The sequence below is a fragment of the Alcanivorax sp. DG881 genome, from assembly GCF_000155615.1.
Classification (GTDB): domain Bacteria; phylum Pseudomonadota; class Gammaproteobacteria; order Pseudomonadales; family Alcanivoracaceae; genus Alcanivorax.
On the sequence record NZ_DS989915.1, the window covers coordinates 57,425 to 79,039 of the forward strand.

Here is a 21,615-nt window from a genome sequence, read left to right on the forward strand (position 1 = left end):
GAGAAACTATGATTAAAATCAGGAAGGGCCTTGATCTGCCCATCGCTGGTGCACCGCGCCAGACGATTGAGGAAGGTCATCAGGTTCGTTCTGTTGCCGTGCTCGGCGGTGACTATGTGGGGATGAAACCCACTATGGAAGTCCGCGAGGGAGACGTGGTCAAGAAAGGCCAGCTGATCTTCACGGACAAGAAAACCGAGGGTGTGAAATACACCGCTCCTGCTGCCGGTAAGGTGATTGCGATCAATCGTGGTCACAAGCGCGTGCTTCAATCCGTGGTGATTGAAGTGGCAGACCAGGAAGATGAAGTCACCTTTGCCTCTCACAATGCCGATCAGCTGGCTTCCCTGGACCGCGAAGCGGTACAGCAACAGCTGGTGGATTCCGGTGAGTGGACCCTGCTGCGTACCCGCCCGTTCGGCAAGGTGCCGGCACCCGGCAGTACTCCCAATTCCCTTTTCGTTTCCATTCTCGACACCAACCCCCTGGCGCTGGACCCGGCGGTGGTGATCAAGGAAAACGAGCAGGCCTTCCGCAATGGTCTGGTGGTGCTGAGCCGCCTGACGGACGGCCCGGTATGGGTGTGTCGTGGTCCGAACACGGACTTGCCGAGCTTTGCCGGTGGCCAGGTGCGTGAAGAGGCGTTTGCGGGCAAGCATCCGGCTGGCAATGTGGGCACCCACATTCACCACCTGGATCCGGTGGGCCTGCACAAAACCGTCTGGTCCGTGGGATATCAGGACGTGATTGCCATTGGCAACCTGTTCACTGACGGCAAGATCAGCTCCGCCCGTGTGGTTGCGCTGACCGGCCCGCAGGCAAAAACACCGCGTGCTCTGCGCACTCGTGTTGGCGCCAGCGTGGACGATTTCGTTCAGGGCGAGCTGAAAAGTGGCGATAACCGCCTGATCTCCGGCTCTGTGCTGAACGGTCACAACGCCCGTGGCCCGGTGGCCTGGTTGAGCCGTACCACCAGCCAGCTGACGGCCCTGCGTGAAGGCCATGAACGTGAGCTGCTGGGTTACATCTCACCCGGCACCAACCGTTTTTCGGTGATGAACATCTACCTGTCCAAGCTGATGCCGGGCAAGCGCTTCAACTTCACCACCACCACCAACGGCTCCGAGCGTGCCATGGTGCCGGTGGGGGCCTATGAAGAAGTGATGCCGCTGGACATTCTGCCGACGCAGCTGCTGCGCGCATTGATCGTTGGTGATACCGACAGCGCCACGGCCCTCGGTGCCCTGGAGTTGCTGGAAGAAGACCTGTCCCTGTGCACCTTCGTGTGCCCGGGCAAGTATGAATACGGTCCGATTCTGCGCGACAACCTGACCACGATTGAGGCGGAGGGCTGAGCATGGGTATGAGAAAGTTTCTGGATGACAAAGTGTCCCCCCATTTCCACGAGGGTGGCAAATTCGAGAAGTATTACACCTTCTACGAAATGTTCGACACCATGCTCTACACCCCGGATTCGGTAACCCGTTCCGCGGCCCACGTGCGTGATGGTCTCGATCTGAAGCGGATCATGATGACGGTGTGGTTCTGCACCTTCCCGGCGATCCTGTTCGGTCTGTGGAACACCGGTTATCAAGCCAACATGCAGATTGCCGAGCTCGGTGCCAGTCCGCTGGCCGGCTGGCGCAGTGACCTGGTGGCGGCGCTGACCGGGTTTGATCCGGCCAGTATCTGGGCCAACGTGCTGCATGGTGCGGTCTACTACATTCCCATTCTGATTACCGTCTACCTGGGTGGTTTCATCTGGGAAGGCCTGTTCGCGTGGAAGCGCGGCCATGAGGTGAACGAAGGCTTCTTCGTGACCGGTATTCTGTTTACCCTGATTCTGCCGCCGTCCATTCCGCTGTGGCAGGTCTTTTTGGGGATTTCCTTTGGTGTCGTTATCGGCAAGGAAGTGTTCGGGGGAACCGGCAAGAACTTCCTCAACCCGGCACTGGTTGGCCGTGCGTTCCTGTACTTTGCCTACCCGGCGCAGATGTCCGGTGATGCAGTCTGGACCGCCGTGGACAACTTCTCCGGCGCTACCTCCCTGTCTCTGGCCGCCTCTGGCAGCCTGAACTACGCGGCTGGCCTGACCGGTAACGCCCTGACTGAAGGCGCAGCGGCGGCCACCGCCAGCCTGAGCTGGATGAATACCTTCCTGGGTAATATTCAGGGCAGCATCGGTGAGACGTCCACTCTGGCTATCCTGATCGGTGGCGCGGCCCTGTTGATGACCAAGATCGCTTCCTGGCGCATTGTGCTGGGCGTGTTCCTGGGCATGGTGGGCATGTCTGCGCTGTTCAACGTGATTGGGTCCGAGACCAATGCCATGTTCGGCATGCCGTGGTACTGGCACCTGAGCGTGGGCGGTTTCGCCTTCGGCATGATCTTCATGGCCACCGATCCGGTGTCTGCGTCCATGACCAACACCGGTAAATACATCTTCGGTGCCCTGATTGGTGTGATGACCGTCTTGATCCGGGTAATCAACCCGGCCTTCCCGGAAGGCATCATGCTGGCAATCCTGTTCGGTAACCTGTGTGCGCCGCTGATTGACTACTTTGTCACTCAGTCAAACATTCGCCGTCGTCTGCGTCGTACCGGGGGAGAAGTGTAATGGCTGGAAAAAATGAAAGCGTCGGCAAGACCCTGCTGGTTGCCTTCCTGGTGTGTGTGGTCTGCGGTGTGGTGGTTGCTACCGCCGCCGTGAGCCTGCGCCCGGTGCAGAACGAAAACAAGCTGATCGACAAGCGCATGAACATCCTGCTTGCCGCTGGCATGTACGACGCTAGCCAGGACGTGAACGAGCAGTTCAAGTCCATCGAGCGCAAGTTTGTCGACATCGACAGCGGTGACTATGTCGAAATGCCGGAAAGCTACGATCAGCGTACCGCCGCCAAGGACCCGGCCCAGTCCGAGCGCCTTAGTGGCGACGTGGACATCGCCGGTATCAAGAACCAGGCGGAGGTGGCCGAGGTATACCTGGCCCGTGGTGATAATGGCGAACTGAGCCGTATCATCCTGCCGGTTCACGGCTATGGCCTGTGGTCCACGCTTTACGGTTTCCTGGCGCTGGAGCCGGACGCCAACACCGTGGCCGGTCTGGGTTTCTATGAGCATGGCGAAACCCCGGGCCTGGGCGGTGAAGTGGATAACCCCAAATGGAAGGCCCTTTGGGAAGGCAAGAAGCTGTACGGTGATCAGGGCGAGGTGGAAATCCAGGTCATCAAGGGTACGGTGGAAAGCAACACCCCGAATGCTGAACACAAGGTGGACGGCCTGGCCGGCGCTACCCTGACCAGCAAAGGTGTCAGCAACCTGCTTCGCTTCTGGGTCGGCGAGAACGGCTTTGGCCCCTACCTGAAGCGCATGCGGCAAGGTGGCGGTGATGTGGCAGAAGCCACGGATGCCGTTGAATCCAGCGAGCAGCCGGAAGGAGACGCGTAATGGCGGAGAAAACCAAGGACATTCTGTTAGGTCCGATTTTCGACAACAACCCCATCGCGCTACAGATCTTGGGTATCTGTTCCGCGCTGGCGGTAACCAGCAACCTGAGTACTACGGTCACCATGTGTATCGCATTGACCGCAGTAACCGCGTTCTCGAACTTCTTCGTAAGCTCGATTCGCAACAGCATTCCTTCCAGCATCCGGATCATCGTGCAGATGACCATTATTGCGTCGCTGGTAATCGTGGTGGATCAGTTCCTGAAAGCCTACGCCTACAGCATTTCCAAACAGCTGTCGGTGTTCGTGGGGTTGATCATTACCAACTGTATCGTGATGGGCCGTGCGGAAGCCTTCGCCATGAAGAATCCGCCGATTCCGTCTTTCCTGGATGGTGTGGGCAATGGCCTGGGCTACTCCGCGATCCTGTTGGGCCTCGGTTTTACCCGTGAGTTGCTGGGTGCCGGTAGCCTGTTCGGTCATCAAATTCTGCCCAAGGTGTCCGAGGGTGGCTGGTATATGACCAACGGCATGATGCTGCTGCCGCCGAGCGCTTTCTTCCTGATCGGGTTGTTCATCTGGGCCATCCGCGCGTGGAAGCCGGAGCAGGTAGAGCCGGACGACTTCAAGATGAAGCCACACACCCGTGTCAGCGACGCGTTTTAACGGAGACGAGGAATGTTTGAACATTATCTGAGCCTGTTCGTCCGCGCCGTCTTTGTTGAAAACATGGCGCTGGCCTTCTTCCTGGGCATGTGTACGTTTATTGCCGTATCCAAGAAGATCTCGACTGCTATTGGCCTGGGGATTGCCGTGGTGGTGGTACTGACCATCACCGTGCCGGTGAACAACCTGCTGCTAACCTACCTGCTTGATGAAGGGGCGCTGGCCTGGACCGGTGTACCGGCGCTGGCCGAGCTGGATCTGCGTTTCCTGGGGCTGCTCAGCTACATTGGCGTTATCGCCGCGCTGGTGCAGATTCTGGAGATGACCCTGGACAAGTATGTGCCGAGCCTCTACAACGCGCTGGGTATCTTCCTGCCGCTGATTACCGTGAACTGCGCCATTCTGGGTGCTTCCCTGTTCATGGTGGAGCGTGACTACACCCTGGGTGAGTCCATGGTATACGGCGTGGGTGCCGGCACCGGGTGGGCGCTGGCGATTACATTGCTGGCGGGTATCCGGGAAAAGCTCAAGTACAGCGACGTACCGGATGGTCTGAAAGGTCTGGGCATCACTTTCATTACCGTGGGTCTGATGTCACTGGGCTTCATGTCATTTTCCGGCGTGCAGCTGTAAGGGGAGAGTTGAATCATGAGTGTTGAGATTATTCTCGGTGTCGTCATGTTCACTGCCATTGTGCTGGCGCTGGTGGCGGTGATTCTTGCTGCCCGTTCCCGTCTGGTGGCAACCGGTAACGTACACATCGATATTAACGACGATGCCGAAAAAGGCATTGATGCGCCCGCCGGCGGCAAGCTGTTGGGCACCCTGGCAGACCAGGGGATTTTCCTGTCTTCAGCCTGTGGTGGCGGCGGTACCTGTGCGCAGTGTCGCTGCCAGGTACTCGACGGTGGGGGAGACATTCTTCCCACCGAAGAAGGCCACTTCACCAAAGGGCAGATTCGCGATGGCTGGCGCCTGAGTTGTCAGGTCAACGTGAAGCAGGACATGAAGATCCAGGTGCCGGAAGAATTCTTCGGCGTGAAGAAGTGGGAGTGCGAGGTTATTGCCAATAATAACGTTGCCACTTTCATTAAAGAGCTGACGCTGAAATTGCCGGAAGGCGAAAACGTGGATTTCCGCGCGGGTGGTTATGTGCAGCTGGAAGCGCCGCCGTTTGATGTGAAGTTTTCCGACTTTGACATCGACGAGGAATACCGCGGTGACTGGGAACGTTTCAAATTCTTCGACTTGAACACCAAGAACAACGAAGAAGTGATTCGCGCCTATTCCATGGCCAACTACCCGGAAGAGAAGGGCATCCTGAAGTTCAATATCCGTATCGCGACGCCGCCTCCCGGGTCCAAGGATATTCAGCCAGGGATCATGAGCTCCTACGTCTTCAACCTGAAACCGGGTGACAAGATCACCGTATTCGGACCCTTCGGTGAGTTTTTCGCCAAGAAAACCGATGCGGAAATGGTCTTCATCGGTGGTGGCGCGGGTATGGCGCCCATGCGTAGCCATATCTTTGATCAGCTCAAACGGTTGGATTCCAAGCGCAAGATCAGCTTCTGGTACGGTGCGCGGAGTGTGCGTGAGTGCTTCTACAATGAAGAGTACGATCTGCTCGCGGACGAGAACGATAACTTCGAGTGGCATCTGGCCCTGTCGGATCCGCAGCCCGAAGACAACTGGGACGGCCTTACCGGCTTTATCCATAACGTGTTGTTCGAACAGTACCTGAAGGACCATCCGGCCCCTGAGGACTGCGAGTACTACATGTGTGGTCCGCCGATGATGAACGCCTCGGTAATCAAGATGCTCGAAGATCTTGGTGTGGAACCGGAAAATATCCTGCTGGATGACTTCGGCGGATAATTCCAGACGCCGGCCTTCGGGCCGGCGTTTCTTTAAGTTGAAAGTTCAAAGTTTAAAGTTGAAAAGGTAAGCGGTGATCTTGTGCATTTCCCTGCGAAATTGCTCGTCGCGGCTATAGCCGTGTCAGCGTGGTGCCTGGGCAACGCGCGTTTGAACTTTAACCTTTGAGCTCGCTCCTGCTAACCACCGGAACATGACAATGCCCCGCATTCTTCCTCTGCTGATTGTCTCCCTGGCGCTGCTGCTGACGGGCTGTGATGACAGCAAGAATCGCCTGTCTGTACTCAGTGGCCCCACCATGGGGACGACCTGGAGCGTCAAATACACCGGTACCCCGGACGAAGGCGTGGAAGCGTTGAAGGGGGATATCGAAGCGGCGCTGGAGCAGGTGAACGCGGAGATGAGCACCTACCGCCCGGATTCCTCCCTGAGCCGCTTCAACGACGCCGAGCCGGGGACCCTGATGAACCTTCCCGCGGATACCGTAAAGGTGCTGCTGGCCGCGTTCTCTCTGTCGGAACAAACCGGTGGTGCCTATGACGTGACGGTGGGGCCGCTGGTTAACCTGTGGGGCTTCGGGCCGGACCCGGACCGGTTTGAGCCGCCAGAGGCCAGCGAAGTCGAGACAGCGAAGGAACGGGTTGGCTGGCAGAAACTGCTGCTCAGCGAGCAGCAACTGCTGCAGCCCGGCGGCGTCTATGTGGATCTGTCATCCATTGCGAAAGGCTTTGCAGTGGACAAGGTGGCGGCCTTACTGGATAGCCATGGTGTGAATAACTACCTGGTAGAGGTCGGCGGAGAACTGCTGGGCAAGGGCAGCAAGCCCTATAAACAGCCCTGGCGGGTTGCCGTAGAACGCCCGATTGCGGGTGTTCGCGAAGTGGAGCAGGTGGTAGACCTGAAGAATATGGCCGTGGCCACCAGTGGCGATTACCGGAACTTCTTTGAGTCGGACGGCCGCTTGTATTCCCATACGATTGATCCCCGTACCGGTTACCCGGTGGAGCATCAGTTAGCCTCGGTGTCCGTTTTGCACAAAAGTGCCATGATGGCTGACGGTCTGGCCACCGCCATGACGGTGCTGGGCCCGGATGAAGGAATGGCTTTCGCCAAAGACCATGAACTGGCAGTCTTTTTTATTGTCAGAACCAATAAGGGCGTGGAAGAGTTATCAACTCCCGCCTTCGATGCAATTGTGGAGGGTAAGTAACATGTTCATGACCATTGTGGCAGCAGTAGTTTTCATTGGCCTGCTTTTCGCCGGCATGGCTGTGGGCGTGATCCTTTCCAACAAGCCGGTCAAAGGCTCCTGTGGTGGCCTGGCCTCACTGGGCATGAAACAGGACTGTGAAATCTGCGGCGGTAACGACGACGAATGTGAAGAAAATGCCCGCAAGGTGAACAGCGAAAAAGCGGCCACCCTGGGTAAAGACGTGATGAAGATGTAAGCCCGCGCCCGGCCACAAGAAGCCCGCCCCGTGTGGGCTTTTTTGTGCCTGAACGACCCGTTGGAGCGTCGCTGGCGGCGGGATAACAGCAGTCGCGAGTTTCGAAAAGCAAAATCTCAAAGAGCGGAAGTGTCGGGTTTTCGCGACTCGAAACTCGCTTCTCGAAACGGTTTTATGGCGACGCTCAGCAAGGCGTTACTCACGGGCGGCTCAATATCACCGCCGTGCGCAGCTTTGCCTGCCCGTATTGTCGCATCTGATCAAATTTTTCCCGTGTGATGGGCACATGCTGGCAGTCCATAGGTACCTGGTCTTCACCGGGGTCCGGGTCATGAATGTAGAAGCATTCTTCGTCGCTGCCGCTGATGGCGACCCAGTGTGGAGCCTTGCGGCCATCCAGCCGCCAGGTGCTGATCAGCACCAGTACGATGCTGCCGGCGATAATGGCCTTGTCCACCTCATTGGCGCCAAAATCTTCGTAGTGGACAGGGATTCCTTGCCGCGCGCATTCGCTGACAAAGTGATCGTGCACAGTGGTAATTACCGTTTTTTTATCGCTATCACGCACTGAATCCACAAACAGGGGTCCGGTCTGGTTACACCAGACGCGGGCGTTGAGGCCTCGTTGCCGGGCGGCCAGCGCCAGCCCCAGCGGATGGCAGCCGCCATGGCCTGCGGTCATGAAAATGGTGGTGGCTTCGCGCCACAGCAACAGTTCCTCTGTGGTCGTGGGCGTTTGCTGTTTCAGCGCGGCCAGGGCCATCAGCAGGCAGGCGGGGCCACAGGTGAACGGGGTGGTCTGCTGGACCCAGGGCAAATGTTGAGGAGCAGGGTTGCCGCGTTGATTGGCGGGCGGGTTGCCGGGCTGATAGTGCAGCCGCTTTTGGTAACGCAGGGCGTCTTCGTGATCCTCGTAATAGTCCGCCGTCTGGGCAAACAGGCGGTAGCCCATGCGTTCATACAGCGCGATGGCCGCGGCGTTATCCCTGCGCACTTCCAGTCGCAGGAACAGACGCCGCTGCTGGTGCGCATAGTCTTCGGCGGCTTCCAGTAAATGCTCGCCGAGTTTTTTGCCCCGTTGTTGAGGATCCACTGCGATGGAGTAAAGCCGGGCAAGACGCGTACCGGGCTGCAACAACACCAGCGCATAGCCAGCCAGTTGCTGTTGTTCATCCAGCGCAACGATGAGGCCAGTATGCTGACGTTTAAGCCATTTACGGAAACTGCGACGGGACAGTCGATCGGATGAAAAGCAACGCTGTTCCAGCGCAGTGAGTGCATCCAGATCGTCGGGAAGAGCAGGGCGGAGGGAGAAAGCGCACATAATCCTGTGTCCTTGAGAGCGTTCAGAATAAGGCAGTGCGTATTGCCCCGCCAGCATTATTCATACGCCGGGCGGTGGTGGCGTGGCGGTCAGCGCGGCATACTGACTACAACCAACAGGGAGGGTATCGATGCACAAGCAGGATCCGGTGAGAGGATTGATATTGTCCGGCGGCGGGGCGCGGGGCGCCTACCAGGTCGGTGTCCTGGCGGCGATTGCGGAGATGGTGCCGCGCGGCGCTCCCAACCCGTTCCCGATTATCTGCGGCACCTCGGCGGGGGCGATCAATGCGGCGGCGCTGTCAGCCAATGCGGGCAACTACCGGGCTGCGGTGCGAGGGCTGGAACGGGTCTGGTCGAACATTACCGCTGAGCAGGTCTACCGTACGGACCTGTACGCCTGCCTGCGTGGCGTGATGCGCTGGTTTTTCTCCGGCGTGGCCACGGGCAAAACCCCGGAGCGCAGCTCCCTTCTTGATAACACGCCACTGCAGCGGTTGCTGTCGCTGGTGATTAATTTTCGCCGTATCCAGGAGAGTCTGGATCAGGGGCACCTGCGGGCATTGGCGATTACGGCCTCTGCCTATGCCAGTGGCGAGTCGGTGAGCTTTTTTCAGGGCGCAGATGAACTGCCCGAATGGATCCGGGCGCGCCGCAAGGGCAAGCGTTCGCGCATTGGCGTGGAGCATTTATTGGGATCCGCGGCGATTCCTATCCTGTTCCCCGCCAGCAATGTGGATGGTGCCTACTACGGCGATGGGGCACTGCGTCAGCTGGCACCGTTGAGCCCGGCCCTGCATCTGGGCGCCACGCGCTTACTGGTGATTGGTGTCTCCGGCAACGTCAGTGCCGGGCATCAGCGTCGGCTCAGCGGCTATCCTTCCATGGCACAGGTGTTGGGGCATGTTTTGAACAGTGTATTCGTGGATACGCTGGAAGGGGATGTGGAGCGGCTTGAGCGAATCAATCACACCCTGTCTGCTCTGGGCGAGCGCACCCGCAGAAAGCACGGTATCAAGCTGCGAGAAGTGGATGTGCTGAAAATTTACCCCTCGCGGCCCATTGATGAAATCGCGGCGGAGCATATCCGTGAATTGCCCCGCACCTTGCGATTCTTCCTGCGCAGCTCCGGGGCGACCCGTTCCCCCGGGGCCAGTGCCATGAGTTATCTGCTGTTTGAGCCCGGCTTCACCAATGCCTTGATCGAGATGGGGCGCAAGGACGCCATGGCCCGTAAAGAAGAGATCATGGCGTTTCTTAACGATCAGCCGTTAATGGAGGCGGCTTCCGAAGAGCCGTAACGGTGTTTGCGGCGGAAGTGGCTGACAAAGCTGGTGGGGAAGTCAGTGATGATGCTGTGCACTTTCAGTTTGGCCAGCCGTTCGGCTTCGGTCAGGTCGTTCACCGTCCACACGGACACTTTCAAGCTCCGTCGTTTGGCCCGGCGCATCAACGCCGGGCCTACCAGCGAGTAATGTGCGATCACCCAGCTGCAGCCCAGCCCTTTGGCGCGGCGAGTGGGTTGCAGGTAACGATGCTGGCACACGTAACCCCGTTCGATATCCGGGGCCATGGTGCCGATCATGCGTAGAAAGCCGGTGTGGCTGGACGTGATCACCACCCGTGATTGCAGCTGCTGATCATGGATCATGTGCGTGAGGTGATGAGCCAGCTGGTGGAGGACGGTACGGTCTGCCCCTTTCACCTCGAACTGAAAACGCATATCCGGGCCGCAGAGTTCAACCACTTCCTGCAGTGAGGGAATGCCGGTGGGGCTGTGCCAGCCGGGGGTATTGCGGCGGGCATCCATCACGCCAAGCTGGGCACGGGTGTACTGGCGTACATTGCCACGGACACCGGTGGTGCGGGTTACGTCGCTGTCGTGCAGCACGATCAATTGGCCATCGGAAGATAGCCGCACGTCCAGCTCCATTTCTGTCACACCGGCTTCTATTGCCACTTGAAAGCTGGCCAAGGTGTTTTCTGGCGCTTCGCCGCGGGCGCCACGGTGGCCTACCAGAGCAGGGTAAGCAGAAGGGTTCGTCAGGTCGGTCATTGGCAGTGTCATAGCGCAATTCTTTGCGAGAAAGATGACAGCGCTGTGACCTGGACACAAGAGGCAGTGTTGTCATTTTTGTGACTTGAAACTGTTTTATTGTTTCAACGTTTCTTCCCTTCGAGCCTGATCATGCCAACGCTGTTGAAACGTTATACCGCACTGTTTGCCGCCAGCTGGTTCCCCGGTTACCAGGGCCAACTGCGCGGATTCTCGTTGCAGCGGCTGTTGGTAATGCTGCTGTTCTGGCCGGTATTCCTGCTGGTGCAGGGAGTCAATGGCATCGGCCTGGGGCTGGATTATTTGCTGTTTCCTGATTTTCGTCGCGTCCAGGTGCGTGAGCCGCTTTTTGTGGTAGGCGTGCCCCGCAGCGGTACCACCTTCCTGCACCGACTGCTGGCCATGGATGAACGCTTTACCACCACGGCCCTATGGGAGCTGCTGTTTGCCCCCTCGATTACTCAGCGCTATTTCTGGACCGGCGTCGCTCACCTGGACAAAGTGATCGGCCGCCCAGGGGCGCGGCTTTTGTTTTGGGCGGAAAGGCGTTTGTTGGGCGGGCTGGACGGGGTGCACAAGACCGGGCTGCTGGATCCGGAAGAGGATTATCTGGGATTGATCCCGGTGTGGGGCTGCTTTCTGCTGGTGCTTGCGGTGCCTGTTCCTGCCCTGTGGCAACTGACGTTTCTGGACCGCGATGGCCGCCCGGAAGAAAAGCAGCGATTGATGCGCGCTTACCGTCGTTTTATTCAGCGCCACCTTTACTTCCACGGCCCGGAAAAAAACCTGCTATCGAAGAACCCATCGTTTACCCCGTGGATGGAAACCCTGGCCGACGCCTTTCCGGATGCCCGTTTTATCGGCTGCCTGCGCAGCCCCTCTGCAGCGGTGCCATCGCAGGTGAATTCCATCCTTATAGGAGCGCGCCTGTTCGATGGCCGTGACACCACCGGCTACTGGCGTGAAGGGTTTCTGGCAATGCTGGAATACTACTATCGTCACCTGCTGGAGGTGGTAAATCAGATGCCGGAACAGCGCCAGGCGCTGTCGGTGATGGAAACTCTGGCATCTGCTCCTGGCGAGACCGTACAGGGTTTTTACCAGCGGTTTGGTTGGCAGCCCGACACGCAATTTTGCGAGCGTCTGCAGGAGCAGGATCGCAAGGCCAAACAGTACCGCAGCGGCCATCATTACAGTTCGGACGAACTGGGCATCAGTCCCCATGAGCTGGTTGATGTCTTCGGCTGGGTCTATGAACGTTTTGGATACCCGCTCCCCAACACTGATGAAAAACCGCTGTAGGAGCGCCGCTTGAGGCGCGAACCAAAATAGTTTCGAGTTGCTAGAAGCGAGTTTCGAAAAGCAAAAATCCATTCGCGGGTTTCGATTTTCGTTACACGCTTCTCGTGACTCGCAGCTGATGAGGCAAGCAGATTCGCGCCTCAAGCGGCGCTCCTACAGCGTCGTTGTAGATGTCACGGAATCGCGCGGCCAGCGACGCTCTTACAGCGAGTTAGGGCTTCGTTACATCTTGTCGCAATTACACCGTCATGGCGTGACGCTCCTGTCACATTATCGACATGAGCGGCCCGGATACTGCCGGCCATGGATACCAAAGAGCTACGCATACTGTTTGTGGTGGATGCGATCAAGGGGCGGAATGGCGTCGGCGCCTACTTCCAGGACCTGGCCTCGCATCTGAAAGATCAGGTGGCGCAAGTGGAACTGGTGCAGCCCTGCATGCAGGATCCTCATCCTTGCCAGGGTGCGTCCATACCGATTCCCGGCGACCCCACCCAGCGGCTGTTCTTTCCCAAAGTGCGTGAACTCAGCGCGCTGGTCTGGGAAATGAAACCGGATGTGATCGTGATTCCGGGGCCCGGTATTTTCTCCATGATCGGCTACTGGATCGCCAAGAAATGGGGGATTCCGGTGTGCGTTACTTTCCAGACGGATTACAACCGCCTGGTGGAGCTGTATTGGGGAAAACGGCTGGCGCGGCTGGCTGGCGGCTTTCTCAACTGGGTGAACCGCACCCTGTTTCAGGGCAGCGAAACCGCCGCTACCATCTGCGAATCGATGATCGCCCAGGCCCGGGCAGCGGGGGCGCGCAATCCGCAGCTGGTGGGCACACCGTTGGCCCGCGAGTTCGTGCATACGCCAGTGGTCGAGCTGGACAATACCGTGCAGCGGGTCTGTTATGTGGGCCGGCTGGCGGCGGAAAAGAACATTGAATCCTTCCTCGCGCTGGCGTCCCGTCGCCCGGATTTGCAGTTTGAAATTGCCGGCGACGGCCCGCTACGCGGCAAGGTGGAAAAAGCCTGCGGTGAGCAGGGTAACCTGCATTTCCACGGCTGGTGTACCCGAGAGCAAGTAGTCAGCATGCTGGATCGCTGTCAGGTGCTGGTGTTGCCCTCATCGGTGGAAGCCTTTGGTACGGTAGCGCTGGAAGCCATGGCGCGGGAGCGGTTGGTGATTACCACGCCGGCCTGCGGCATCAATGAATGGCCGGCATTGGCCAGCGGCCTGTGGATAATGGACGAAGGGGAAAGCTTGTTCGATACCCTTGAACGCCTGCAATCACTCAGCCCGGTAACCCGCTCGCTTAAGGCCGGCCAGGCCCGCCAGGCCGCATTATCCATGAACGACCATGCGGTGACGCAGTGGACGGCGGTGCTGGCCCACTGTGCCACGCTGGCACCCAACCCAAACCCGGCGCTGCCTTCTCCCACCCTGGCATTGCTGCGCCGCCTGAGTAGCAGTTACATCCGCAATGCGCTCTGAGCCATTAACCGCACTGGTTTCGATTCACGATGTGATGCCCGAGACCCGCACGCGTGTCACCGCCATGCTGGCGCGGCTGAAGTTGCCCGCCCAAGCGGTGACCTTGCTGGTCGTTCCCGGTAAAGGCTGGCAGGCAGAAGACCTGGATTGGTTGCGGGCTCTGCAGGAGGCGGGGCATCCGTTGGCCGGCCATGGCTGGTCTCACCGTTGTCAGCCACCCATGACGCTTTATCACCGCTTGCACAGCGCACTGTTGTCACGGGATGTGGCGGAGCATCTGTCGTTCTCCGGCGACGGCATTCAGCGGCTGGTGTGGGACTGTTATCGCTGGTTTATCCGTAACGGTCTGACCCCATCGCCATTGTACGTGCCGCCGGCGTGGGCATTGGGCGCGTTGACCCCGGCACAGCTTGCCGGGTTGCCGTTTCGGTATGTGGAAACCTTGTCTGGTGTTCACGATACCCACAAACACACCTTCACCCGGCTGCCGTTGGCAGGTTTTGAAGCGGACACCGCGTTTCGCGCCTGGACGTTACGCTTTTTCAATGCCATTAATATCAGCCAGTCCCGCCGCTCTGGAACACCGATACGCATCGGGCTGCATCCGGACGATTTTGAGTTGCGGCTTGCCGGTGAAATTACGCCGTTGATAAAAGCGGTGACGAAGGCTGTGGCTTATCCCCAGGTACTGACGAACGTCAAAGTCGATCCAGGTAGTCTTAGTCTGCTGTCCACTACCACTTTAATATCCTTCAAATATCCAAAAAAAACCCGCCAGAAGGGCGGGTAAGCGTACTGTGACGTACTCGGTCTTTCGCCACGGTACATTACAGATATGGCGCAACAGATATGATATGGCACACGAAATTTTCATCGTCCATATTAGCGGATTTTCAGAGTGATGAAATACATATAAATCAAAAGCTGAGTTCAGGAATTTTGTGAAAAATAAGTAAACTCAGCTTTTATAAAAAAGTATTTCCCTATAAATAAGATAAATGCATGAAATAACATGATTTCTCATGGTTTATATTTTTGGATGTTAGCTTTTGTATTTTTGTTGTATTGATTTTCTGTTGTTTTGTCCATTGTGGTGATGTCGATAAGGACAAAAAAGGTTCTTGACAGTATCGGCAAAGATTGAGGGAGGGATAACTCCTCCGTGATTTTATCAATAAAGATATCAATGGAGAATCCAATGAAACTGAAGAAAACAATGATCTTTGTCGCAGTAAGTTCAGCGATGGTGCTGAGCAGCAACGCCATGGCCGCAGAAATCCGTGACAACTCCGGTGCTGTGGTGAGCTCTACCCCTGTGAGTGCCACATTTCGTGGCGCGAGCGCGTTGACCCAATATGGTATTCCGGTCAACTGTACTTTAGAGCTGGATGGTAATGTGGATTATTACCCGGCTGGAACTTATCCCAACCATACAGGAGCCATCATTGAAGTAACGGGTGGTAACGTTACTGGTGGCGGTTTGTGCTCTGCTGTTGTGCTGAATTTCAGTACCAACTGGACTGCTGTGGCCGATAACAGTGATGCTCCGACAGACTCGCCGAATTTTGTCGACCCGGTATCTCTGCAATTCAGTAACGTGGATGTCACCGGTCCTCTCGGGGCCTGCGGTGGTAGCACAACACCGGTTCCGGCCACATTCAGCAATGGAGTCAGCTCCTACCTGGATGAGTCAGAATTTACCTTCAATGCGGCTATCGGAAATTGTACGGTGAATGGCACGCTGCAGAATATCAGCCATCCCGGGGATGACATTAACGTCTGGTAAGAAGACAGACATAGCGGTAAAAAAGAGGGAGCTTGGCTCCCTCTTTTTTTTGGGTCATTGCACATTTTATGGAAATGGGTTGATCTATTGCGGAAGGGAGGCTAGTCAACACTTTTTTGCTATTACTTAAAGCTTTATATTGATCCCGCATATGTTGGTATCTGGAATGAATTTGACCTGCTCCTCGGAATCAGAAAGACGGAAAATGCGAAGGAAGGGAGCGGGGCCTCCCCAAGCATTCTTGCCATGGGGTCATGGCAAGAATGTCCATATTATTCAGCTTGGCTAAAAACAGCTTTATCAATAGCCGCACTCCCCGATTCCTGCAAACCCGCGGTTAACCTTTCCTTCCGATCTACTATTTAATAGGGTCGGATACGTATTGAAGATAGTTACCATGAGCAGGGATAGTCAGCAAAATCTCGCCTGCATAAGAACCGTCATTGATCTGTACACGAATATTCAAGTCGACAGGTTCAAGATTATACTGCTCAATGACCATTCGCCCATCGGCCAGAAACTTTACTTCGCCCGAGAGGTTCATGGTGATCGGATAGCTCAGCAGATTATGGGTTGGATCTGTAAAGTTAAGTGCCTCTTTTAGTTCAAGCCCTTCCATGTAGAGATCAACCGTTGCTGATAAGTATGGCTTACCATCGACTTCATGAATCCATCCGGTAATGGGTTGTGTACGATCTCCGTTCTCGTCTTCTTCATAACGCATCCTCAGCAATTGAGCTCCACTATATGCTTTGATCAAATTGCTAACGTTCAGGAGTCGCTGGCGTATTTTCAGGCCGGTACTCATGATCTGTCCCGGCCAGATTTTGACTTTCAGGCCTTGACCGTCCACATATTCCTGCGTTACTTCCGCCGCGAGGGCTCCGGTGAGATAGGTGAATTTTTGTTCGGGGCATTCCATGGGAACACCATAGACAAAGAAATCGAATGGTGGGTCATAGGGGACGGCTTCCGCGTATCCGCAACCCACATTGGCGCCATTGATTACGGGTACTGGTTGTTCCAGTGGTGTATTGCCGTTGAAGCGGCGCGATAACACCTTGGCGCTGTTGGGGGGCGGGAGGACACCATTGGGATCCAGTTCCTGATCTGCCTCAGGGTCCAGAGGTTGCCCGGCAGCGGACGGTTCTTCAAACGGGTATTGATAGTCGGTGTAAAGGGGGATGGCAAAAAAATCCGGACCATCTGATACAACTTCGTTGATATCGTGGACAAAGTTGGCATTGCTGTCATAGCTGGGCTGATTGCTCAACATCTGCAACACGTCTTCAGTGCTGCTGCCCCCCCTGAAATACTGAACCATTGCAGGGCCTCCTCCGTTGCTGGCAATGGCACTTTTGATGACCTGATATTCTCGTTCGGGAGGGAATAGCGCTCCAGCCTGAGGGGCAGTCACCGGTTTGATCTCAACGCTGCCCAGCACATTGGTTTGCAGTGGGAACCCATTCATATCACAGATGGATTCACTGCCATCGCACTGTGCCTGCGCAGACATGCTGTCGCCATTGGAACCCAGGGTGTAACGATATAGTGAGCCGGGCTGCCAGGGAGACTCCGGCCAGAAAGAGAGGCGTTGGCCCTCCAGTCTTATATCTCCGTCGACGCTGGCAAGTGTAGCGCCGCTTTGGTTGATTTCCTCCACGATAAAGCTGCTGCCCAGCACGACGGATTGTGGATCGATGGGCCGGGAAAACTCAACGACGATTGGACGGTTGGCTGACAATTGAGTAACAGGGATGTGGTCGTCTTCGGGTTTGATATCATAGGCGCTACCCGTATCAATACCGGGAAAACCGCCTAGACAACGACCCGCATCATTGTTGGCAAGGTCACGGGTGGCCGGGTCCAGAGCACAAGGAAAGCCCGGGATCGTGGCCAGAACAATGGGGGAGCGTTGTTCCACTGGTTCTAACATCCCGGTAAATGGGTTGGTCCGCTGTTGTACGATTTGGGTCAGCTTGAAAGGAGTCAGTGAAGGTGGAACCAGTAGATTGCCAGCCAGGTCGGTGATTTCTGTCCCCAGTTGCACTTCATAGCTGAAAGACATCTGGTCATTGTCGCGTTGCAATGGCGTATCCGGTTTGATCACCACAGCAGCTCCATCCTGATACCACTGGCTGTCAATTTCACTGCCATTTTCGAGCAGAGTAATATTGCCGTCGAGAGTGTCGCTATTGAGTGGCTCACTGAAATTGAGGATGACGGGGGCGTCAGGCTTTTGCAGAGTGCCGTTTCCCCCCGGTTGCCAGCTTTGCAACTCCGGGGGCGTGGTATCCGCCACCTGTTCTGGCGGGTTTAGTTGGTCCCGGTAGGCTTCCATGTGGAAGCTCAGGGTGCCGTAACCCCTTTCCAGGCCAAGGATATTCGGCTCTACCATGCTGACCGCATCAATGGTCATGATGCCGTCGACTACCAGGGCGGTACCCACCAGTTCGATATGCAGAATGTCCTGGGTGACGCCGCCGTTGGCGGTGGGGTCTTCGGTGGACATGGCCACATCCATGAACAGGCGCACCTGCCGGGGCGCATCGGCCCGCTGTGTGTAGGGGTTAGGTAGCAGGTAACCGCTGGCATCGGACAGGAAGTGCACGTTAACCGCACCGGTGCTGAAACCGGCGGGGACTTCGCCGCCAATATTCACATCGATACTGCTGCCGGCGAGAACGGTGCTGCGGGGCACGGTGAAGGGGGTGACCTCCGGGTAGTTGGGCACGAAGGCCAGTTCAGCGTGAACGTCCCCCCCTTGTTGGGTGGCATTGTCGTCGCCCAGCAGGGTGGCGTTAATGGGCACCTCGTTAATCGGCAGGCCGGTGAGTGGCGACAGCAAGGCGCGGTTGGCCGAGTCACTGACTTTTTGGACCATGACTTCGCGGGGGCGGGAGTCTTTGGGGGTCAGGGTGTAGCTGTCGGCAGCCAGTGCATTGCCTGCGGTGCTGGCCAGCCCGCTCGCCAGTGTCAGGGTGTAGTTTTGGCCCGGTGTCAGGTCACTGGTTGGGTCGAGGGTGAGGTAGGGGCCGTCTACCAGTACTCGGGCTTCGACCAGCTCACCGCCGGGGCCGCTCAGGGTGAGGGTGTCGGTGCTGTCGTTGCCGTATTGAACGCTGGCCGGGTCCAGCGGCTGGGAGAACTGCAGCCGGAGTGTGGAGAAGTCCATGACCGGTAGCGCTTGCCCGTCGGGCACCAGGCGGCTTAGCGCAAAGTCGCTGCTTGCCAGTACCTGGCTGCGTGGCCCTTCTTCCAGGGCGCGGGTGGTAAAGCTGAAAACATGGCTGTCGGTATCGCCATCCACTAGCGGCAGGCCATCGACGACGACGGTGTAGCGCGAGAGTGGTGTCAGCCGGGTGTCGGGGGTGAGCACGAGGCCGCGGCCGTTGTCGATTTCGCGCAGGGTGTAGCTCAGGCTGGTGCCGTTGCGATTGCCCTCGTGCAGGGTGATATGGCTTTGTGCGCTGCTGCTGTTCACCGCACTGGTGAAACGCAGGATCACCGGCGCAGGTGTGGCAATTTCGGTTTGCCCTTTGGCCGGGTAGCTGTACACCAGCGATTGGCTGCCGGCGTTCCAGGTATCGGTGTTGGTGCTGCCACTGTCTTCGCCGCCGCAGGCGGCGAGCAGCACGGCGGAGGTGAGGGTTGCTAGCGTTTTTTTCATTATAGCCTCCGATTAAAATTTCATGGTCATGGAGCCGGAGAAGACACTGACGTCCCCTTCGGTGGTGACGGTTTCATAGGGATTCACTGGCACCATGGGGTCGGTGGAGGTGAGCTCGAAGTCCCGCTCGTCGATCATCTGGTACTGGTAACCGAAAGACAGTGATAGCGGGTAAGCCAGAACAGGCGGATCACGCAGTTCCAGGGTGGCGCCAAGGCCGATGAGGGTGCGGTCCGCATCCAGGTAGTTCACATCCAGGCTGCGTTTGCCTTCCAAGGGCGACTCCTGGAAGGCGACGCCGCCGGTGAGGGTGAGCATGTCATTCACCCGGAATTCGCCCCCCAGGCGCGGGATCAGCACATCCTGGAAGTTCAGGTTTGCCTGGTCCTTGATGGTGTCACTTTCGAATTCATCACTGAGATCGGACCAGGCCTGGTATTCCAGGGTGAGCCCGAGCCGCCAGCGGTCGCTGCGGTACAGCATGCCCAGGGAGGTGATATCCGGCTGGTAAGCATCCAGGGTGGCGATGGCCAGGTTGAGGCCGGGGGAAGGAATGGTGCCGGGAATAATGGTGGTGGCTTCGACCTTGGTTTCGGTATTGGAATGGCCGCGGAAGGAGAGGGCGGTCTCGATACCGTCAAACAGGCAGTCGCCGCCGCCGCAGAAGGTTTCGGCCCAGTTCACGTTCATCCCGAAAATCGGGCGTATGGAGGGCTTGGCGCTGACATTGAGGCTTTCCAGGCTGGTGTTGCCCTGCAGGTCCGTATAAGCGTACAGCTCGGCGTCCGCGTGCAAGGTGACGCGGGCAGTCAGCCCCACGTCGATGCCGCGCAGGATTTCGGTGGCGCCCCCCAGGTTCAGGAACAGCGGCTGGCGGCCGTAACTGAAATATTGCCCGCTGTTGGAGGTGCTGGAGTTAAACGCCAGCATCTCTTCGCCGTATTTTTCTACCCCCGCGATAAAACCAAAATAAATGGGGTGCTCGCTTTTTGTTAGCGAACTGAGATTCGTTTTCATCCCGATAAGTGTTTGCTGGGAGGGGGTGTCCTGAATCACGTCGCTACTGCGGCCCAGCGGTGCTGCGCCTCCCTGGCTGCTGATGCGCAGATCGTGATCGGCATGTAACAGCCCCAGTGTCAGTTCCCCGCGCTCGTCATGGGCCAGGTAGGCCGGGTTGTAATAGGTAGCGGATACATCGCTGTTGAAGAGCGAGAGTGCCTGGGCACTGGCCACATCCCCCGGTAATACACCGTAGTTAGTACCAATATTGCCCATATTGGCCATGGCGGTTGGGGTGAGGGCGATAAAAGCAAGCGAAGTCAAACCGGCGTGCCGGAAAGATGGCATTTTCATATCACGTTTCCCTGTTGTTGGTATCTGTTTTTGTTGGTTAGTGGTTGTTCGTGAGACTTTTTACGTTTATGTATAGGACCTGTGAACGAACTTCAGACTAGGACTTGGGTGCATCTTTTAAAAACCGAAAAAAATAAAAACTACTTTTAGGAATAAAAATGACGGTAAAGCTGATAAAGGAATTCAGCGTGTTTGTGCAGTTGGTCAAAGCGGGGAAGATGACCGATGCGGCGCGGGTATTAGGGATGTCGCCAGCGACCATTAGCCAGCGCTTACGCCACCTGGAACAAGAGCTGGGGGTGCGGTTGGTCAACCGTAATGCCCGGGCGATGAAGGTGACCGATGAAGGGCGCGCCCTGTTTGAGCGGCTGGATGGTTTGATGGGCGACCTGGAGGACACGGCCGAGGCGGTGGTGCAGCTTGCCAAGGGGCCCCACGGCACCTTGCGCGTGTGGTCCACCATGGGGTTGGGGCGCAACCGTATTGCGGTGCTTGTGAAAGAGTTTATTGCCCGCTTTCCAGAGGTGCCGGTGCAACTGTTTCTGGGCGACAGACCCTATGATTTCGTGAGTGAAGGGCTGGATGTGGCGATTGCCATTGGGCAGCCGGAAGACTCTTCTCTGGTGGCCAGAAAGCTGATGGACAACCGCTGCCACTTGATCGCTTCGCCGCAATATCTGGCCACGCACCCTGCGCTGAAAACTCCGGAGGATTTACGCGACCATGAGTGCCTGATTCTGGATTGCCATGCGTCGTTCAAGGACTTCTGGCCGCTGTACGATGACCAGGGGGACCGGCATGCGGTCAAGGTGCACGGCAGGCTGCATACCGATCATAGTGAAGTGTTATTGCAATGGGCTGTGGACGGTATGGGTATTGCGTTGAAAAGTGCCTGGGATATTCAGCCTTACCTTGATGATGGACGCCTGGTGGAAGTGCTGCCGAATTATCGCCCGCCAGATCTGGATTTTTATTTGGTTTACCCGGAAAGGAAGTGTTTACCGGCGAAGACTCGGGTTTTTATGGATTTTCTTTTTGAGAAAGTCCCCGCAGGAAAGGGGGAGCATTAATCGTCTGACGGGCGTTTTTTCCTGAATATAAGTTTTATTTTTTTGATGGTGCTTTCGCTCTTGTGCGAGACAGAATCGCTATTTTTAGCCCTCAAAAAAGAATAATTGCTGCTTTCCCCGCACGATTTTCGTCAT

Annotated in this window: 18 protein-coding genes; 14 read left to right on the plus strand and 4 right to left on the minus strand. The window is 56.9% G+C overall.

Going from position 1 to position 21,615, the window contains the following annotated elements; genetic code table 11:
• The first annotated feature begins 8 nt into the window (after positions 1 to 8).
• The 8 genes from ADG881_RS00250 to nqrM all read left to right on the plus strand — a co-directional run bounded on the left by ADG881_RS00250 (position 9) and on the right by nqrM (position 7,438).
• Positions 9 to 1,355, plus strand: coding sequence for a Na(+)-translocating NADH-quinone reductase subunit A (locus ADG881_RS00250; RefSeq protein ID WP_007149803.1), 1,347 nt, complete (start codon positions 9 to 11; stop codon positions 1,353 to 1,355).
• Between the two features lie 2 nt (positions 1,356 to 1,357).
• Positions 1,358 to 2,617 (plus strand): NADH:ubiquinone reductase (Na(+)-transporting) subunit B, encoded by a 1,260-nt coding sequence (locus tag ADG881_RS00255; protein WP_007150141.1) that lies wholly within the window; start codon positions 1,358 to 1,360, stop codon positions 2,615 to 2,617.
• Positions 2,617 to 3,447: a Na(+)-translocating NADH-quinone reductase subunit C gene (locus ADG881_RS00260; RefSeq protein ID WP_007149451.1), complete on the plus strand. Its 831-nt coding sequence runs from the start codon at positions 2,617 to 2,619 to the stop codon at positions 3,445 to 3,447. Before ADG881_RS00255 ends, ADG881_RS00260 begins: the two co-directional genes overlap by 1 nt.
• Positions 3,447 to 4,112, plus strand: a complete 666-nt coding sequence (locus tag ADG881_RS00265; RefSeq protein WP_007148629.1) for an NADH:ubiquinone reductase (Na(+)-transporting) subunit D — start codon at positions 3,447 to 3,449, stop codon at positions 4,110 to 4,112. Before ADG881_RS00260 ends, ADG881_RS00265 begins: the two co-directional genes overlap by 1 nt.
• A gap of 12 nt (positions 4,113 to 4,124) precedes the next feature.
• Entirely contained in the window at positions 4,125 to 4,745 is a 621-nt protein-coding gene (gene nqrE, locus ADG881_RS00270; RefSeq protein WP_007150757.1) for an NADH:ubiquinone reductase (Na(+)-transporting) subunit E, read from the plus strand.
• Between the two features lie 15 nt (positions 4,746 to 4,760).
• Entirely contained in the window at positions 4,761 to 5,990 is a 1,230-nt protein-coding gene (gene nqrF, locus ADG881_RS00275; RefSeq protein ID WP_007150714.1) for an NADH:ubiquinone reductase (Na(+)-transporting) subunit F, read from the plus strand.
• A gap of 199 nt (positions 5,991 to 6,189) precedes the next feature.
• The gene (locus ADG881_RS00280) at positions 6,190 to 7,200 is read left to right on the plus strand and encodes an FAD:protein FMN transferase (RefSeq protein ID WP_007150716.1); all 1,011 of its coding nucleotides are present in this window, start codon (positions 6,190 to 6,192) and stop codon (positions 7,198 to 7,200) included.
• Between the two features lies 1 nt (position 7,201).
• The gene (nqrM, locus tag ADG881_RS00285; RefSeq protein ID WP_007151334.1) at positions 7,202 to 7,438 is read left to right on the plus strand and encodes a (Na+)-NQR maturation NqrM; all 237 of its coding nucleotides are present in this window, start codon (positions 7,202 to 7,204) and stop codon (positions 7,436 to 7,438) included.
• A gap of 199 nt (positions 7,439 to 7,637) precedes the next feature.
• On the opposite strand, the gene ADG881_RS00290 is transcribed toward nqrM, so the two are convergent.
• Positions 7,638 to 8,762: a GNAT family N-acetyltransferase/peptidase C39 family protein gene (locus tag ADG881_RS00290; protein WP_007148621.1), complete on the minus strand. Its 1,125-nt coding sequence runs from the start codon at positions 8,760 to 8,762 to the stop codon at positions 7,638 to 7,640.
• Between the two features lie 130 nt (positions 8,763 to 8,892).
• Here ADG881_RS00290 and ADG881_RS00295 point away from each other — a divergent pair, with 130 nt between their 5' ends.
• Positions 8,893 to 10,062 (plus strand): patatin-like phospholipase family protein, encoded by a 1,170-nt coding sequence (locus ADG881_RS00295; RefSeq protein ID WP_007149749.1) that lies wholly within the window; start codon positions 8,893 to 8,895, stop codon positions 10,060 to 10,062.
• Here ADG881_RS00295 and ADG881_RS00300 read toward each other — a convergent pair.
• The gene (locus ADG881_RS00300) at positions 10,026 to 10,829 is read right to left on the minus strand and encodes a glycerophosphodiester phosphodiesterase (RefSeq protein ID WP_007148913.1); all 804 of its coding nucleotides are present in this window, start codon (positions 10,827 to 10,829) and stop codon (positions 10,026 to 10,028) included. The genes ADG881_RS00295 and ADG881_RS00300 overlap by 37 nt on opposite strands.
• A gap of 120 nt (positions 10,830 to 10,949) precedes the next feature.
• Here ADG881_RS00300 and ADG881_RS00305 point away from each other — a divergent pair, with 120 nt between their 5' ends.
• The 4 genes from ADG881_RS00305 to ADG881_RS00325 all read left to right on the plus strand — a co-directional run bounded on the left by ADG881_RS00305 (position 10,950) and on the right by ADG881_RS00325 (position 15,387).
• On the plus strand, positions 10,950 to 12,119 hold the full coding sequence (locus ADG881_RS00305; RefSeq protein WP_007148555.1) for a sulfotransferase: 1,170 nt from the start codon (positions 10,950 to 10,952) through the stop codon (positions 12,117 to 12,119).
• 303 nt (positions 12,120 to 12,422) lie between these two features.
• Positions 12,423 to 13,601 carry a glycosyltransferase gene (locus tag ADG881_RS00310; protein ID WP_007149679.1) on the plus strand — a complete coding sequence of 393 codons (1,179 nt, stop codon included), beginning with the start codon at positions 12,423 to 12,425 and terminating at the stop codon, positions 13,599 to 13,601.
• Entirely contained in the window at positions 13,591 to 14,391 is an 801-nt protein-coding gene (locus tag ADG881_RS00315; RefSeq protein WP_007150300.1) for a polysaccharide deacetylase family protein, read from the plus strand. Before ADG881_RS00310 ends, ADG881_RS00315 begins: the two co-directional genes overlap by 11 nt.
• Positions 14,392 to 14,799: 408 nt before the next feature.
• Positions 14,800 to 15,387 carry a hypothetical protein gene (locus ADG881_RS00325; protein ID WP_155134750.1) on the plus strand — a complete coding sequence of 196 codons (588 nt, stop codon included), beginning with the start codon at positions 14,800 to 14,802 and terminating at the stop codon, positions 15,385 to 15,387.
• Between the two features lie 358 nt (positions 15,388 to 15,745).
• On the opposite strand, the gene ADG881_RS00330 is transcribed toward ADG881_RS00325, so the two are convergent.
• Positions 15,746 to 19,057, minus strand: coding sequence for an Ig-like domain-containing protein (locus tag ADG881_RS00330; RefSeq protein WP_007149336.1), 3,312 nt, complete (start codon positions 19,055 to 19,057; stop codon positions 15,746 to 15,748).
• A 12-nt stretch (positions 19,058 to 19,069) separates the two neighbouring features.
• The gene (locus ADG881_RS00335; protein WP_007151414.1) at positions 19,070 to 20,410 is read right to left on the minus strand and encodes an OmpP1/FadL family transporter; all 1,341 of its coding nucleotides are present in this window, start codon (positions 20,408 to 20,410) and stop codon (positions 19,070 to 19,072) included.
• A gap of 158 nt (positions 20,411 to 20,568) precedes the next feature.
• On the opposite strand from ADG881_RS00335, the gene ADG881_RS00340 reads away from it, so the two are divergent.
• Positions 20,569 to 21,480, plus strand: coding sequence for a LysR family transcriptional regulator (locus ADG881_RS00340; protein WP_007149022.1), 912 nt, complete (start codon positions 20,569 to 20,571; stop codon positions 21,478 to 21,480).
• The last annotated feature ends 135 nt before the right edge of the window (positions 21,481 to 21,615 follow it).